The 16,136-nt window shown below is 60.8% G+C and carries 11 protein-coding genes; 4 read left to right on the plus strand and 7 right to left on the minus strand.

Annotated features, from left to right (window positions below; genetic code table 11):
* Positions 1–222 precede the first annotated feature (222 nt).
* The 3 genes from ACQZ5N_RS09615 to ACQZ5N_RS09625 form a co-directional block, all read right to left on the minus strand.
* Positions 223–1,035, minus strand: a complete 813-nt coding sequence (locus tag ACQZ5N_RS09615; RefSeq protein WP_003522355.1) for a glycosyltransferase family 25 protein — start codon at positions 1,033–1,035, stop codon at positions 223–225.
* A 102-nt stretch (positions 1,036–1,137) separates the two neighbouring features.
* A complete protein-coding gene (locus ACQZ5N_RS09620) occupies positions 1,138–3,612 on the minus strand; it encodes an ATP-dependent helicase (RefSeq protein WP_448732778.1) in 2,475 nt (824 codons plus the stop codon).
* A 101-nt stretch (positions 3,613–3,713) separates the two neighbouring features.
* Positions 3,714–4,124, minus strand: a complete 411-nt coding sequence (locus tag ACQZ5N_RS09625; protein WP_065655832.1) for a carboxymuconolactone decarboxylase family protein — start codon at positions 4,122–4,124, stop codon at positions 3,714–3,716.
* A gap of 238 nt (positions 4,125–4,362) precedes the next feature.
* Between ACQZ5N_RS09625 and ACQZ5N_RS09630 the strand changes: the two genes are divergently transcribed.
* The 4 genes from ACQZ5N_RS09630 to ACQZ5N_RS09645 all read left to right on the plus strand — a co-directional run bounded on the left by ACQZ5N_RS09630 (position 4,363) and on the right by ACQZ5N_RS09645 (position 14,032).
* On the plus strand, positions 4,363–5,529 hold the full coding sequence (locus ACQZ5N_RS09630) for an efflux RND transporter periplasmic adaptor subunit (protein WP_448732779.1): 1,167 nt from the start codon (positions 4,363–4,365) through the stop codon (positions 5,527–5,529).
* Entirely contained in the window at positions 5,526–8,675 is a 3,150-nt protein-coding gene (locus ACQZ5N_RS09635) for an efflux RND transporter permease subunit (RefSeq protein WP_448732780.1), read from the plus strand. The genes ACQZ5N_RS09630 and ACQZ5N_RS09635 overlap by 4 nt, the downstream gene beginning before the upstream one ends.
* Before the next feature lie 133 nt (positions 8,676–8,808).
* Positions 8,809–10,221, plus strand: a complete 1,413-nt coding sequence (locus ACQZ5N_RS09640; RefSeq protein ID WP_448732781.1) for an FAD-binding oxidoreductase — start codon at positions 8,809–8,811, stop codon at positions 10,219–10,221.
* A 91-nt stretch (positions 10,222–10,312) separates the two neighbouring features.
* Complete coding sequence (locus ACQZ5N_RS09645; protein ID WP_448732782.1) at positions 10,313–14,032, plus strand: AsmA family protein; 3,720 nt, start codon at positions 10,313–10,315, stop codon at positions 14,030–14,032.
* A gap of 291 nt (positions 14,033–14,323) precedes the next feature.
* Here ACQZ5N_RS09645 and ACQZ5N_RS09650 read toward each other — a convergent pair whose 3' ends face one another.
* From ACQZ5N_RS09650 to ACQZ5N_RS09665, 4 genes are all read right to left on the minus strand, one after another.
* On the minus strand, positions 14,324–14,653 hold the full coding sequence (locus tag ACQZ5N_RS09650) for a hypothetical protein (RefSeq protein WP_174057050.1): 330 nt from the start codon (positions 14,651–14,653) through the stop codon (positions 14,324–14,326).
* A gap of 234 nt (positions 14,654–14,887) precedes the next feature.
* Positions 14,888–15,097, minus strand: coding sequence for a ribbon-helix-helix domain-containing protein (locus tag ACQZ5N_RS09655; protein ID WP_003522362.1), 210 nt, complete (start codon positions 15,095–15,097; stop codon positions 14,888–14,890).
* 113 nt (positions 15,098–15,210) lie between these two features.
* Positions 15,211–15,414, minus strand: coding sequence for a DUF4169 family protein (locus ACQZ5N_RS09660; RefSeq protein ID WP_003522363.1), 204 nt, complete (start codon positions 15,412–15,414; stop codon positions 15,211–15,213).
* Positions 15,415–15,458: 44 nt separating this feature from the next.
* Positions 15,459–15,971, minus strand: coding sequence for an SspB family protein (locus tag ACQZ5N_RS09665; RefSeq protein WP_020812051.1), 513 nt, complete (start codon positions 15,969–15,971; stop codon positions 15,459–15,461).
* Positions 15,972–16,136 lie beyond the last annotated feature (165 nt).

Below are 16,136 nucleotides of genomic sequence, written 5' to 3' on the forward strand. Positions count from 1 at the left end.
TGAAGCGGAATCGAATTGCGCCGGCTCACCGTTTTAGACGACATTATCCTGTGCGTTGCGGAACAAGCGATGCGGCCACGCATTATTCCACCATGAAGAAAACGACGCGCAAACCATTGAACCGGATGATGATTTTCGTCATTTCTATTTTCATTCTCGCAGCCGTGGTCGCGGCGGTCTATCTCGTCGGCTTCACGCCCGGCGAAGTGTAAGACGGATCGATCAGTGACCGGCCTGGGCGGTCTTGCCCTTGCCGCGCTCCATCGCAACGCACACTTTGGCGACGGCGAAGCGAATGCCGCGCAGCAGGAACCGGCTGGTTTCCAGATAGGCGCGGTAGGGCAGAACAGTGAAATAGCGCCAGCGCGGCAGGCGGTAGATGCGCAGATTGTTCTGGATCTGGCTTTCCCCATCCGCATCCTGCGTGGCGCAGAGCGGGTAGAGGAAGGCCGCCTTCAGCCCCGCGAGATATTCGAGATCGAATGCGATGTCATAAGCGAGCCGCATGGGGATCAGCTTCGATATCCATTTTCCGGCGCGACGGTTGACGAGATAGGCTCCCGACCCTTTTTCCCGCGTGATGGCAATGGCGAGCGAACGACCGTTGGAAAGCGGGCGGAACGGGAATTTACGGCCATTGCTCACCGTCGTGAGCCGCAGCAAGTCCCAGTCGCCGCCGTTCAGCACCGCCTCGTCGATGGCGTTGAGAAAATCATCGTCGAAGACCACGTCGTCCTCAAGGATGAGCGCGATATCGGCATCGCCCGCCATGAATTTATTGGCGCAGGCGACATGGCTGAGATAGCAGCCGATTTCCGGCGGCGAGGTACGGCGGCCATGCATGAGCATGTAGGAAATCTCGCTGAATTCCGGGATGGGGTAATTCAGTTCCCTGCCATTGACGCCGGGAACACGCTCCGCCTTGAGCCCCATGGCATCGAGGCGCGCGGTCATATCCGCGAGGCGTTTGGTGGCGCTGTCCATGTTGATCAGGAAAACGGCGAGCCTGCGCTGGCTTTTCGGTAATATATGCAAAGCTGTCCTCGCCAGTTCCACTTCCCCATTGCAACTCCTTTATTGCAACGGCATGACGTGGGCTATGGAAAAAGCAGCCTTCAGGCACTCATGGTTGTCGAATCAGACCTTTTCCACAAATCCGTCCAGCACGCGCTTCTGGCCGGCGCGGTCGAAGTCGATCGTCAGCTTGTTGCCTTCGATGGCGGAAATATTGCCATTGCCGAATTTGAGGTGGAAGACGCGGTCGCCGACAAAAAATTTCGATGGTGTGTCGGCAACGGATTTCGCCACCAGTTCGCCGTCAATCGTGCGGGTGCGCGGGCCGCTTTCGCCATAACCGATGCGTTCCACCGCATGGCCGGAGCGCGTGCCCCAATTGTCACGCGTGGCGTCGCTGCGGTTCTGCTGCGCGCGCTTCCAGCCGGGGGTGGAATAGTTGTTGGTGAAAGGATCGGCCTTGTCGAAGCGCGACTGGCCGTAGCCGCCGCGTCCGCCATAACCGCCGTAACTGCTGTCGGATGCCGCGACATCCACATGGGCGGGCGGCAATTCATCGAGGAAACGCGAGGGCAGGGTGGATTGCCACAGCCCGTGAATGCGCCGGTTCGACACGAACCAGATATGGCAGAGCTTCTTGGCGCGGGTGATGCCAACGTAAGCGAGGCGGCGTTCTTCCTCCAGACCGGAGCGCCCGCCTTCGTCCAGCGCCCGCTGGTGCGGGAACAGGCCTTCTTCCCAGCCGGGCAGGAAGACGGTGTCGAATTCCAGACCCTTGGCGGAGTGCAGCGTCATGATGGAGACGGCATCGAGATTTTCGTTCTGCTCGGCATCCATGACGAGGGCGACGTGCTCGAGGAAGCCGCGCATACTCTCGAAGGCCTCCATCGAGCGGATGAGTTCCTTCAGGTTCTCAAGCCGTCCGGGCGCTTCGGCCGTCTTGTCGGCCTGCCACATGGCGGTATAGCCGCTTTCGTCGAGAATCTGCTCGGCAAGCGTGGTGTGTTCGGTGTTTTCTAAGAGGCCCTGCCAGCGGCGGAAATCCTGCACCACATCGAACAGCGCCTTGCGCGCCTTCGGTTTCAGCTCGTCTGTCTCGATGATGTCGGTTGCTGCGGCCAGCATCGGGATATCGCGGGCGCGGGCATAGTCGTGCAGGTTACGGATCGTCGTATCGCCAAGACCACGCTTCGGCGTGTTGACGATCCGCTCGAAGGCGAGATCGTCGGCCGGCTGGCAGACGAGGCGGAAATAGGCCATGGCGTCGCGGATTTCGAGGCGCTCATAAAAGCGCGGGCCGCCGATGACGCGGTAATTGAGGCCAAGCGTGACGAAACGGTCTTCGAACTCGCGCATCTGGAAGGAGGCGCGGACGAGGATCGCCATGTCGTTCAGATTATGGTTCTTGCGCTGGAGCTGTTCGATTTCCTCGCCGACCGCACGGGCTTCCTCCTCGGAATCCCAGGCGGCATGCACCACGACCTTTTCGTCATCCGGGCTGCTGCGTTCTGTGAACAGCGTCTTGCCGAGACGGCCCTCATTATGGGCGATCAGATGGCCGGCCGCGCCGAGAATATGTTCGGTGGAGCGGTAGTTTCGTTCGAGCTTGATGACCTTGGCGCCCGGAAAATCCTTGTCGAAGCGGAGGATATTGTCCACTTCCGCGCCGCGCCAGCCATAGATCGACTGGTCGTCGTCACCCACGCAACAGACATTCTGCGGCTCACCCTTGGCGCGTTGGGCAAGCAGCCTGAGCCACATATATTGCGCCGTATTGGTGTCCTGATATTCGTCCACCAGAATGTAACGGAACTTCTGGTGATACTCCTTCAGAATATCGGTGTGGCGGCGGAAGATGCTGATCGGATGCATCAGAAGGTCGCCGAAGTCGCAGGCGTTCAGCGTTTTCAGTCGGTTCTGATAGGCGGTGTAAAGTTCGCGTCCCTTGCCGTTGGCGAAGGCGCGGCTGTCGCCCTCTGGAATGTCCGGCGGCGTCAGGCCCTTGTTCTTCCAGCCGTCGAACATGCCGGCGAACTGTTTTGCCGGCCAGCGCTTGTCGTCCAGACCTTCTGCCTGAATGAGCTGCTTGATCAGCCGCACCACGTCATCGGTATCGAGAATGGTGAAGTCCGATTTCAGGCCGACGAGTTCGGCATGGCGGCGTAAAAGCTTGACGCCAATGGAGTGGAAGGTGCCGAGCCAGGGCATGCCCTCGACAGCGCCGCCGACGAGAACGCCGATACGTTCCTTCATCTCGCGGGCAGCCTTGTTGGTAAAGGTCACGGCAAGAATCTGGCTCGGATAGGCGCGGCCGGTGGCGAGAATATGGGCGATGCGGGTCGTCAGAACGCGGGTCTTGCCGGTGCCGGCGCCGGCGAGGACGAGAACGGGTCCGTCCAGCGTTTCCACGGCATCGCGCTGTTCCGGGTTGAGGCCGGAAAGATAGTCGGGCGCAGCACGCGTCTGATCGCGCGCCGCCATGGCGCGGGCGGCAATGCCGAGCCCGCCGCCGCTTTCCGCACCGGCATTGTTCGTCGCCCTGCGCGGTGCGGCGGGTTCCTCATCGAAGAACGGCATATCGTCAAAACTGTTGCTCATGCGGCCCAATGTAGTGATTCGGGATATAAAGGCCAGAACCGTGTTCTGCTTTTATTCCGGTATCAACCGTCAAAACGCCCATTCCAAGGCATTTTTTCGTTTCATGTCTGCCTGTCGGCGTCGAAAGCGGCGTCAACGGGCACTTGCAGCGCCACCGCAAGCTGGTTGGTTTTGGCGGCAAGCGCGATGACGCGCAGCAAATCGGCATGCTGCTCTGTCGTCATGCCTTTCGCTTTGGCGGCTGCCGTGTGGGAATGGGCGCAATAGGAGCAGCCATTGGTGACGGAAACGGCGATATAGAGCATTTCCTTCACCACGGGATCGAGCGCCGAAGGTGTCGCCATCACCGCCTTGACCTCACCCCAGGTCTTTTCAAGCAGATCGGCATCGAAGGCGAGGTAGAGCCACATATTGTTGATGAAATCCGATTTGCGGGTGGCGCGGATGTCATCGAACACTGCTTTCACGCGCGGGTCGGTTTCCGGGTTTTCGGTCTTCGTCACGGTGCTCATGGCTTCCTCCGGTTATGGCGTCTCGGGGGCAGATTAGCCCAATGGCGGATATTTGCGACAGGAATGCACGGATGGATTGCGGATTTGCTGCTCCGGGCGGCATTTGCGGCCAAATTACAATTACGTAAGGAACGGATTTGTGCGTTGCCTTGCCTCAGCCAAGCGGGAATACTGCATCTGTCCCGGAACGTAGGTTTTCGGGAATGCTTTATGCTGCGCGGATCAACCGGAGAAATATATGCGGGTCTGGAAACAGGTGGGTGTCAGTGTTGCCGTGGTGGGAGCGGGGCTCTGTCTCTGGGGCTTCTATTCGCCCGAAGCCCGCAATGTGCTCGCCAGCATGGGGCTTGGCAAAACGCCTGCCGGGGCGATTGAAGTCGCCGCATCCGGCGGCCCGGCAGCCGGTGCGTCCACAGGGCAGAATGGCGGCGGTGCGCGCCGCAACGGCAACGCCACACTGGTGGTGACGGCCCCGGTGAAGAAGGGCACGGTCAATGACCGGCTGAATGCCATCGGCAATGGCGAGGCGATCCAGTCGGTCGTCGTCATGCCGCAGGCTTCCGGCACGCTTTCTGAAATTCGCACGTCGTCTGGCGCACGCGTCGTGAAGGGGCAGGTGCTTGCGCGGCTCGATGATGAAGAGCAGGTGATCGAGCGCGACAAGGCACAGGTGGTGCTGCGCAGCGCCGTTGAAAAATCCAATTCCTACAAGAACCTGAAATCCGTTTCCCGCCTCGATGTGCTGGATGCGCAGATTGCCGAAGAAGCCGCCAAACTTGCGCTGAGCACCGCCGAACTCAATCTCAAACGCCGCGACATCGTTGCGCCGATAGAGGGTGTGGCGGGTATCGTCGCCGCCAATATCGGCGATAACGTCACCACGCAGTCAACCATCGTCAGCATCGATGACCGTTCGGAAATTCTCGTCAATTTCTGGGCCCCCGAGCGGTTCGCAACCGCGATCAAGGTCGGCATGCCGGTGGAGGCGACGTCCATTTCCCGGCCGGGTGAGACCTTCAAGGGCGAGATCGAGGCCGTCGACAACCGCGTCGATGAGGCGAGCCGCACGATCCGCATCCGGGCGAAGTTCGGCAATGAGAAGGACGAGCTGAGGGCGGGCATGTCCTTCGGCGTCACCATGCGCTTCGCCGGGGAAACCTATGCCTCGGTCGATCCGCTGGCCGTGCAGTGGGATGCGGAAGGCTCCTATGTCTGGCGTGTGGCGGATAATAAATCTAACAAGGTGCGGGTTCAGATCGTGCAACGCAATCCCGATGCCGTTCTCGTCAAGGCGGAGCTGGCGGATGGCGAGCCTGTCGTAATCGAGGGCCTTCAGCGTGTCAGGGAAGGCGGCGCGGTCCGCGTCGGCAGCCAGCCGAAGCCCGAGGAGGTTGCCAGCCAATGACGACGCAACCGCCCTCGGTTAAGGATTCCAAGCTCGCCTTTACGGCATTGTTCGTGCGCCGACCGATCCTGGCGGCGGTTCTCAATACGCTTCTGGTCGTTGCCGGCCTTGCGGCGCTGGTGGGCGTTGAAGTGCGCGAATTGCCTGACGTCGACCGGCCGACGATCAGCGTCAGGACCACCTATGAGGGGGCGGCGCCCGAAACCATCGATCAGGAAGTGACGCAGACCATCGAAGGTGCGGTGGCGCGTGTCAGCGGTGTCAAGTCCATCTCGTCCAACTCGCAGTTCGGCACCAGCCGCGTGACGCTGGAATTCGGAGACGATGTCGACCTGGCGGTTGCCGCCAATGACGTGCGCGACGCCATCGGCCGCGTCACCAACGAGTTGCCTGACGATGCCGACGAGCCGCAGATCATCAAGGCGGATTCCGACAGCCAGCCGATTATGCGTCTCGCCGTCACCTCCTCCACGCTCAGCATGGAAGACCTGACCAAGCTGGTGGATGACGAGATCATCGACCGTCTGGCCGCCGTCGACGGCGTGGCCGATGTGGAGCTTTACGGCGATCAGGAAAAGGTTTTCCGGGTCGATCTCAATCAGGCCGCATTGGCGAGCCGTGGTTTGACGGTGACCGACGTTTCCAATGCGCTTGCCAGCGCCGCCCTCGATGTGCCGGCGGGATCGCTGAAAAGCACGACGCAGGATATCGTTGTGCGCGCCACGGCCAGCTTGACGAAGCCTGAGGATTTCTCCAACCTTCTCATCAAGAACAATATCCGCCTCAGGGACGTCGCGACCGTCATGCTGGGGGCGGATGACGAATCCACCTCGCTGCGCTCCAATGGCGTGCAGGGCGTCGGTCTCGGTGTCATCCGTCAGGCGCAGTCGAACACGCTCAGTATCTCGACGGGCGTGAAGGCCGCCGTCGACACCATGTCGGCCAATCTGCCCGAAGGTACGCGCATCGTCGTAACCAGTGACGATGCCGTCTTCATCGAAGGCGCGCTGCATGAGGTCGAGCTGGCGCTCGGTCTCTCGGCGATCATCGTCGTCGTCGTGCTTTATCTCTTCCTGCGCGATTGGCGCGCCACCCTCATTCCGGCAATCACCATGCCGGTGGCGCTGATCGGCACCATCGTCGCCATCTATATGGTCGGTTTCTCGGTCAATATTCTGACCCTGCTTGCCATCGTTCTGGCGACCGGTCTCGTGGTCGATGACGCCATCGTGGTGCTGGAAAATATCGTGCGCCGCCGGGCGGAAGGCATGGGGCCGCGGGCTGCCGCCGTTCTCGGTACGCAGGAAGTCTTTTTCGCGGTCATCGCGACGACGGCGACGCTTGCCGCCGTGTTCATTCCACTCTCTTTCCTGCCGGGTCAGCTTGGCGGTCTGTTCCGCGAATTCGGTTTCGTTCTGGCTTTCGCGGTGGGTTTGTCCTCCATCGTGGCGCTGACACTCTGCCCGATGCTCGCTTCGCGCATGTTGAAGGAGGGGCTGAAAGAGCCGACGGGGCCGCTCGCATGGTTCGGCAATGTCTTTGCCTCCACCTACAAAACGACGCTTTCCGCCTGCCTCAACAATCCGCTGATCGTCATCGTTGTTGCGCTCATCTTTTCCGGCCTGTCATGGATCGCCTTCGGCATGATCCAGAACGAGCTGACGCCGCGCGAGGACCGCGCCTCGGTCATGATGCGGGTTACCGCGCCGCAGGGTGTTAGCCTTGAATATACCCGCGACCAGCTGCAGCGGATCGAGGAAAACCTGCAGCCGCTGCGCGACAGCGGTGAGATCCGCAATATCTACTCCATCACCGGCATGAACGGCTCGTCCAATACTGGTTTCATGGTGCTGACGCTCGCGCCCTGGGCCGACCGTGAGCGCACGCAGAACCAGATTGCCGCCGATGTCACCTCCGCCGCCAACAGGGTGCCGGCGCTGCGCGGTAATGCGATGCAGCCGAACAGCCTCAGAATTCGCGGTGCCGGCAACGGCCTACAGATGGCGATGGTCGGCAGCAATTATGCGGCGCTGACCGAGGCGACGCAGAAATTGCTGCTTTCCATGGAGGAGAGCGGCCTGTTCGATACGCCTCGTTTCGACAATGAACCCAATCAGGCGCAGATTTCCGTCTCCATAGACCGCGAGCGTGCGTCGGATCTCGGCATCGATATCACCGGCCTGTCGCGCGCCATGCAGTCGCTGCTGGAAGGGCGCTCGATTGTCGACGTCTTCGTGGATGGCGATGCGATCCCGGTGCGGCTTTTGTCTTCCACCCGGCCGATCAACGATCCGACCGATCTGGAAAACGTCTTCCTGAAAACCGGCGACGGCAAGATCGTGCCGATGTCGGTCATCGCCACGCTGAAGGAAAATGCGGTTGCGCCGCAGCTCAACCGCGAGCAGCAGCTTCCCTCCGTCGGCTTTACCGCCAACCTCAAGGATGGCGTTTCGCTGGGCGAGGCGCTGCAAAAGGTGAATGAGCTCTCGCAATCCGTCATGCCGCCCGGCGCCCGTCTGCTGCCGCTCGGCGAGGCTGCGACGCTGGAGGAAAATTCGAGCGGCATGCTGCTGACCTTCGGTTTTGCCATCGCCATCATCTTCCTCGTGCTGGCGGCGCAATTCGAAAGCGTGCTGAGTTCGGTCATCATCATGACCACGGTGCCGCTCGGCCTTGCCTGCGCGGTCATCGCGCTGCTCGTTACCGGATCGAGCCTCAACGTCTATAGCCAGATTGGGCTTGTGCTGCTCGTCGGTGTGATGGCCAAGAACGGTATTCTCATCGTCGAATTCGCCAATCATCTGCGCGATCAGGGCGCAACCGTGCGGGAAGCCATTGAAAAGGCCACCAGCATTCGCCTGCGCCCCGTCATGATGACGATGATCGCGACCATTCTCGGCGGTGTGCCGCTGGTGCTGGCGCAGGGCGCCGGCGCGGAAGCGCGCATCGCGCTCGGCTGGGTCATTGTCGGCGGTCTCGGTTTTGCGACGCTGGTGACGCTTTACATCACGCCGGTCTCCTACCTGCTGATCGCCCGCTTCGCCAAACCGCAGGCGGATGAGGAAATCCGCCTTCACCGCGAGCTTGAACTTGCCGCCCGCCGCAAGGCGCTGGAAGAGGACAAGCCGCTGCTGGCGGCGGAATAAAAACGGTTGCCGCCAAACAGTGTTTGGCGCAATCGCGATGCTGGACAAAGCGTTAACCTTATCCCATACCACCTGACGGAATTTCGTAACGGATCGAATCCTTTACGAGCAGATGTTGCGGTGGAGACGGACGATGGCGCTGAAAGATGTGGTGGCGGGAAAGCGAAACGAAGAGGGTATCGCGTCAGCGCTCGCGGTGCTGAAGCAGCAGCTCGGCGACAGGCTCCAGACCGGACAGGCGTTTCGCGAGCAGCATGGCCACACCACCACCTATCTGACCCTGCAGGCGCCTGACGGCGTCGTCTTTGCCGAGAGTGCGGACGATGTGAAGGCGGTGGTAAAGGTCTGCGCGCAACACAAGGTGCCGGTCATTCCTTTCGGAACGGGCTCTTCGCTGGAAGGGCAGGTGAATGCGCCGAACGGCGGAATCTGCATCGATTTCAGCCGGATGAATCGCATCATTGAGGTGAATGCCGAAGATCTTGACGTGACGGTGGAGCCGGGCGTGACGCGCGAGGACCTCAATGTCTATCTACGCGATACCGGTCTGTTCTTCCCCATCGATCCCGGCGCCAATGCCTCCATCGGCGGCATGGCCTCGACGCGGGCCTCCGGCACCAATGCCGTGCGTTACGGTACGATGAAGGACAATGTGCTGGCCGTCACGGCTGTCGTCGCCAATGGCGAGGAAATCCGCACCGCCCGCCGCGCCCGCAAGTCGTCTGCGGGTTACGATCTGACGCGGCTTTTCGTGGGTGCCGAGGGGACGCTGGGTGTCATTACCTCCGTTACGCTGCGGCTTCAGGGTATTCCGGAAAAGATCGCCGGCGGGGTCTGCACTTTCGACAGCATCAAGGCTGCCTGCGATGCCGTCATCATGACGATCCAGATGGGGGTTCCGGTCGCCCGCATCGAATTGCTGGACGAGGTGCAGGTGCGGGCCTGCAACGCCTATTCCGGCCTGAACTACGCGGAGAAACCGACACTCTTCGTGGAGTTCCACGGCACCGAGGAAACGGCGGCGCTGCAATCGCAGCAGTTCGCCGAGATCGCCGCCGAATGCGGCGGCGTGGATTTCCGCTGGACCAGCGACGCGGCCGAGCGCAACAAGCTGTGGAAGGCGCGGCATGACGCCTACTGGGCGTCCCGCGCGCTCGCGCCCCATCTCGACGGGCTTTCCACCGATGTTTGCGTGCCGATTTCGCGGCTGGCGGATTGCGTGGTGGAAACCCAGCAGGATATTCAGGAAAACGGTTTTCTGGCACCGATCGTCGGCCATGCGGGCGACGGTAACTTCCACGTCCTCATCCTCTTCGATGGCAAGGACGCGGAAAGCGTTGCGAAAACCGAAGCATTCGTCGCCCGCCTCAACCGCCGGGCCATCGCCATGGACGGCACCTGCACCGGTGAACACGGCATCGGCCAGGGCAAGATGAGTTTTCTGGCCGAAGAGGCGGGAAATGCACTGGATTTGATGCGTGCCATCAAAACGTCGCTCGATCCCGATAACATCTTCAATCCGGGCAAGTTGTTCCGTCTTGTCTGATCATTCTCATATTTGATTGGTACAAAAGGCTGCTTGCCGTTAAGGCAGAAAAGAATAGGTTTGCAGCGTTCGCGAAGGGAGATGCAGGTCAGTGCTCGGACGTATTCTGGTTTTTCTGGGCGGACTGCTGGCCGTGGTGCTGTTTTCGGCGCTACTTATTCCCTATTTCGTCGACTGGACGGATTTCCGCCGCGATTTCGAGGATCAGGCAAGCCGTATTCTCGGCAAGAAGGTGGTGGTGCATGGCCGCGTCGAAGCCCGTATCCTGCCTTTCCCTTCGGTGACATTGCATGATGTGCGCGCCGGAACGGATGCGGATGGATCGCCGCTCATTCAGGTCGCCCGTTTTTCCATGGATGCCGAGCTTGCACCTTTCCTCTCCGGCGAGGCGCGTATCTTCGACATGCGCATCGAGGAACCCAAGGCCAAGATACGGTTGCTGAAGGACGGCACGCTGGACTGGATGCGCGGCAGCCGGGCGGAAATTCCCGCCCGTACCGTGGTTCTGGAAAGCGTGCAGATCGAAGGCGGGCAGATCGAATTCATCGACGAGCAATCCGGCCGCAACCGTGTCGTGACCGGCCTCAATGCCGACATGTCCGCCAATTCGCTGGCCGGGCCGTGGAAGGCGGAGGGACGCGCCGCCGTCGACGGACATCCGGGCTCCTTCTCGCTCTCCAGCAGCGAGCCCGATTATGCCGCCGGCCGCATGGGGCTGAGGGTGCGGCTGGTGCCGGATGAACATCCGGTCGAGGTCGATCTCGATGGCGCGATTGCCGCAACGGCGGGAAAGCCGGCCTATAGCGGTTCTTTCTCCTTCAGCTTCCGCGAAGACGAAAAGCAGAAGCAGCAGGCCGGACAATCGCTGTTTTCCTCGCCGCGCACCCGCGGCAGTTTTGAACTCACCAATGAGAGCGTGCGTATCCCGAGCTACCGCATGGAACTCGGCGGCAGTGAAAACCCCTATGTTGTGACCGGGGAAGCGACGCTCGATACCGGCGCCAAGCCGGAATTCCTGCTGACGGCCGATGGCCAGCAGATCGATGTCGCCCGCTTTGCGCCGCCCGTCGTGCAGGCGGGCAAGACCTCGCGCCAGCCCACCGCCTCGGTTCGCCAGCGTATCGAGGCCTTTGCGGCCATGGTGGCACGCATTCCGGTGCCGCCGGTGCCGGGCAAGGCGAGCATCAGCCTTCCGGCGCTCGTTTCCGATGACACGACCATTCGCGACATCAGGCTGGATGTGCGCCCTGAAGGCAGCGGCTGGCAGGTGGTGAATGCCGTGGCGACCCTGCCGGGCCGGACGCAACTTGAGGCCAAGGGATTGTTGACGCTTCTCGGCGGCCCCGCTTTCAACGGCAATCTGCTTCTCGCCTCCAACCAGCCTTCGGGTCTGGCGAACTGGCTTTCCGGTTCCGTCGATCCGGCGATCCGCCAGCTCAATGCCGCCGGTTTTTCCGCCGATGTCTCGCTGACGACGCTCAACCAGCGTTTCGACAATCTGGAGCTTGCAGTCGGCGATGCGTCGCTGAAGGGTGAGCTGGAGCGGCGCTCCGACGGCAAGACCTCCAATCTTTCCATCGATCTTGCCGGTAACGAAATCGATCTCGATGCGCTGAAGGCGCTCGGCAGCCTGGCGCTTGGCGATCAGGTCGGCAGTTCCGTCCTCGACCACCGCATTACCGCGAAATTCAAAGCTGACCGGTTCAACATGGCCGGTGTGACCGCCAATCATGTCGAGACCGCCTTCACCATGGCGGGGGGCGTTCTCTCGCTGGAGAACATGACGGCCGGAGACATAGCCGGTGCGGAAGTCAGGGCAAGGGGTGAGCTGCAGGGTTCGCTGCTGAAATATGCGGGCAAGGGCACGGTGAACCTGCATGCGGCGGATATGCAGCCGTTCTTCACCATGCTGCAGCAGAAATTGCCGAACCATCCATTCCTCAGCCGTCTGGCGGCGAGCGCGCCGTGGTACGCCAATTCCGATCTGGCAATGGATGTTTCGGTCAATAGCGAAAATGGCGGCGCCAATGTCGCCGTTTCCGGTACCGTCAATGGCAGCCGACTGTCGGCCGTGGCCAAGATGCCGGATTTCCTGTCGATCACTGATGATACCGCCATGTCGCTGGAAGCGGTTCTGAAAAACCAGTCGACGGCCATCCTGTTCGGGCAGGCGGGGCTCGATCCGCTGCCCTTCGATGCGGATGGCGAGGGGCTTTTGTCCATCAAGCTCAACGGCACGCTCGGCTCGCCCGCCCAGACGGAACTGCGCTTCTCGACGGAGCGCACGCATTTTTCGATGAACGGTTCCTTTGCCGTTTCGTCGGCCAGTTTCGGTGAGGGCAGCGCTGACGTGGCGCTCGAAAGCGCCGACATCGAGCCCTATCTCATCATGAACGCCGTCGGCCTGCCGCAGCTTGGCGGCGGCATGGCGTTGAAGGCCAATGCGAAAGTGGCGGTGGATGGGCAAAAGATCGCGCTTTCCTCGATAGGCGGGCAGGCGGGCGGAAATCCGTTCTCGGGCAATCTGACCTTCCAGCGCGCCGCGCCCTATCCCGTCACCGGCGATCTTGCGGTCAGAACGGCCGATCTTGCCTGGCTGGGTGACGCGATCTATGGGCCGGTGATCGATCCGGAAACCGGGGCGCTCAACGCCAAGCCGCTGGCCATGGCCGCGTTCCCGCAGCTCAAGGCTGCGCTTGCCTTGAAAGCGGAAAGCTTCGAGGCCGGGCCCTTCGGCACGGCCACGGGTGTTTCGGCCAAAGTCACGCATGATGCGGGCAGCCTCTCGCTCGACGATGTTGCCGGCACCTTCATGGGCGGCAAACTCACGGGACGGCTCGCCATGTCCACGGGCGAGGGGGCGGGCATTTTCCGCACCAAGATCGCGGTGACCGACGCCAATCCGGAGCCGATCCTGTGGGCGAATGCCAATGGGCCGGTCGCGGCGGGCCGGGTCGCCATCGACCTGACGGCCGAATCGACCGGTAAGAGCGTCGGTGAAATGCTGAGATCGGCAGGCGGTTCGGGTGAAATCCGGGTCGGTGGGCTGGTGCTGAAGGGGCTTAATCCCGGCACCCTGCCACCGATCCTGCAGGCGGCGGACGGCTTGCAGCAACCGATCGACGCGCCCAAGGTGCGGCCGCTGGTGGACCAGAGCCTGTGGCAGGGCGAAATCGGCCTCGGCGATGTGGCCTTGCCATTCTCGCTGAATGGCGGCGCGCTTCATTTCAAGAATTTGCGTGCGGGGATCGATCCGGTAACGCTGACGGCCGATGCAACGGTCGATCTTGCTGCTTCGACGGTGAATGGCGACCTCGATCTCCTGTTCAATCCCGGCACCGAAACGGTTGCGGGGGCCGAGCCTTCGGTGCGCCTGAATTATAACGGCCCGCTTGCCGCGCCGGCTTTGACGACCGACGTTTCGGCGCTCAGCAATTACCTGTCGCTCCGGGCTTTCGAAAAGGAGCGCCGCCGGGTGGAGGCCATGCAGGCCAGCGTTCTCGAAAAGCAGCGCCTGCGCCGCGAAGTGGCGCTTTATCGCTCTCAGGCGGCCGAGCGGCAGGCCGAGAAGGAACGGGCGGAGGCGGAAGCCAAGGCCAAGGCCGAGGAAGAGGCACGTTTGAAGGCTGCGGCCGAAGAACGTCTGCGTCAGGAAAAGGAACAGCAGGAGCGGTTGCAGCAGCAACAGCAACAACAGGAACAGGGGCAACAACCGACGCCCGAGCGGCAATCCGCGCCGGTTCTGGTGGTGCCTCCGACGGAAAACGCCATCCGGCAACTGGCGCCTGAAAACGCTCCCGCCACGCCGTAAGCTTGCGTGGCAGGGGAGGCCGATCTCCCTTTAAGCTGGTTGACGGACGGCGCGGGGCTCCCCTCCGTATGCCGCGTCATTCTCCGGCCTGTTTCTTAACGTGTTTAGATTTTTGGCGCAGTTCCGAGGACGTCGAACGAAAGTACGTTCTTCACCGGCGACTTCAAGGGGACCGGACAGCAATGGTTTGACCTAGCGATAAGGCCAATCCGGCAAAGGTTTGCGGCCTTCCGCGGCGAGCATTTTGCGCCGCCCATCAATCGCTTTGACGGAGAAATCCTGACGAAACTGTCAAATCCAGGTTTCGCGTTCGCCGAATGGCGTGTCGGCGTCGAAATTTTTGGTGCCAATCCTGGCGCTTTCACCGGAAAGGCTCGGCTTTTCCGCATTTCCGCTCGACGATGCCGATTTTTCTGCGCTGTTTTCGAGAGCCTCGAGCTGAGCTTTGAGCGACGCGATTGCGCTCTTCAGCTCTTCCTGTGCTTTCGCTTCCGTGGTCTGGGCAAGCTCCGACTGCTTTTCGGCAATCTGTGCTTTCAGTTCGGAAACGCTTGAAGACGATGTGGATGAAGAAGACAGCAGGGAAACAGCGGTGCTCGTTCCCGAAACGGCAGAAACCATGGTCGCCTCGTGGCGGATGTGTGGAATGGAAGGATCTGAAACAAAATCTGAAAGCAAGGCTACGCAATACGGGGATGCCTTGGAGCGCAGATTATGCCGCTAATGTTTAATGAATACTTTCACGGCGTTACGAGTTTTCGGCGGAATTTTTCGTAGTGGCTGGATGGGTAAAATCCGGCGGGCGAGATGCCCGCTCGTGGCCGGAGCGTCTTTGACAGGACAGCTTGCGGAAGGTCAGCGGGTTTTCAGCCAGTTCAGCACATAAACCCGCAGCGACGAGGACAGGTTGCTGTCGGCGGAGCGGTTGTCGTCTATTTCGGCAAGCAGGGCCGCGAAACTGATCTTGCGTCTTTCCGCAATGGTTTTCAGCTCGTCCCAGAAGGCATCCTCGAGTGAAATGCTGGTGCGGTGGCCGTGCAACGTCGCGGAGTGCTTGCGGATCATCAGATCGGTCTCCGGTGAAACCGGTTGGAGGTCTGAATCATGTCTCCCCGGCAAGTCCCTGTTTTGCGATTCTTTTCCGATAGTCCCGAAATTCGCGACGGTCGGCCGGCGTGTCAGTCTTTACCGGTCCCGTCATCGTTTTTTTCGAGCCGCCCCTGATCGAGCGCCTTTTCGGCCTTTTCGTTCAGGGCCGAGGTAAGATTTTTTTCGGTCTTGGTGCGGCCGAAGGACAGGCGGTTCTGCTCCGCCTGCTTTTCTTTTTCGCTACGGGCTTTCTGTTTGCGAAACTGGCGCAGATTGACGATATCGGCCGCCATGGGGATATGTCTCCTCGGGTTTCGTAAGCTCGGCGTAAAAGCCGTTATTGCTTCTTGCGGAAGGCATCCAGCGAAACGACCGAGCCTTCCTTCTTTTCCTCGCCGGATTTGGGCGTCTCGGAAGCGGCAGCGGGTTTTGCCTCATGGGAAACGGGATAAGCGGTGATCTCCGCGTCTTCGATTTCTTCCTCTTCGGCCAGAGGCACGTCGAATTCGAGCTCGAAATTGACGGAAGGATCGTAGAAACCGCGAATGGCGTTATAGGGAATGACCAGCTTTTCCGGCGTATCCGAGAAGGACAGGCCGATTTCGAAGCCGGTTTCGGTTACTTTCAGGTCCCAGAACTGGTGCTGGATAACGATGGTCATCTGCTCGGCATATTTCGCCTTGAGGTGCTGGGAAATCCGCACGCCCGGCGCGCCGGTCAGGAATGTGATGAAGAAGTGGTGGTCGCCGGGCAGACGGCCGGTTGCGGCCACTTCACCCAAAACCTTACGAATAACGCCGCGAAGGGCATCCTGTGCGAGAATGTCGTAACGGATATGATCCTGCCCCATGCGGTCCTGTCTTTCCCTTATTCGAACGTCTTTTCATGCACGGCGCGGCTTGCGCGCCAAGGACGCTGTAACACTTTGAATCTTCGCGTAATCCTTGAGCCGGGATCATTTCCGATCCTGACGCTCACGCGTTGGCCAAGTATACGCAATGTCCTGAACGGCAGC

The sequence above is a fragment of the Agrobacterium sp. 22-221-1 genome (genome assembly GCF_053522445.1).

Bases quoted from the DNA above. Each gene is read 5' to 3' on its own strand.
- ACQZ5N_RS09620 (WP_448732778.1), bottom strand. From the start codon at position 3,612: ATGAGCAACAGTTTTGACGATATGCCGTTCTTCGATGAGGAACCCGCC.
- ACQZ5N_RS09625 (WP_065655832.1), bottom strand. From the start codon at position 4,124: ATGAGCACCGTGACGAAGACCGAAAACCCGGAAACCGACCCGCGCGTG.
- ACQZ5N_RS09630 (WP_448732779.1), top strand. From the start codon at position 4,363: ATGCGGGTCTGGAAACAGGTGGGTGTCAGTGTTGCCGTGGTGGGAGCG.
- ACQZ5N_RS09635 (WP_448732780.1), top strand. From the start codon at position 5,526: ATGACGACGCAACCGCCCTCGGTTAAGGATTCCAAGCTCGCCTTTACG.
- ACQZ5N_RS09640 (WP_448732781.1), top strand. From the start codon at position 8,809: ATGGCGCTGAAAGATGTGGTGGCGGGAAAGCGAAACGAAGAGGGTATC.
- ACQZ5N_RS09650 (WP_174057050.1), bottom strand. From the start codon at position 14,653: ATGGTTTCTGCCGTTTCGGGAACGAGCACCGCTGTTTCCCTGCTGTCT.
- ACQZ5N_RS09655 (WP_003522362.1), bottom strand. From the start codon at position 15,097: ATGATCCGCAAGCACTCCGCGACGTTGCACGGCCACCGCACCAGCATT.
- ACQZ5N_RS09660 (WP_003522363.1), bottom strand. From the start codon at position 15,414: ATGGCGGCCGATATCGTCAATCTGCGCCAGTTTCGCAAACAGAAAGCC.
- ACQZ5N_RS09665 (WP_020812051.1), bottom strand. From the start codon at position 15,971: ATGGGGCAGGATCATATCCGTTACGACATTCTCGCACAGGATGCCCTT.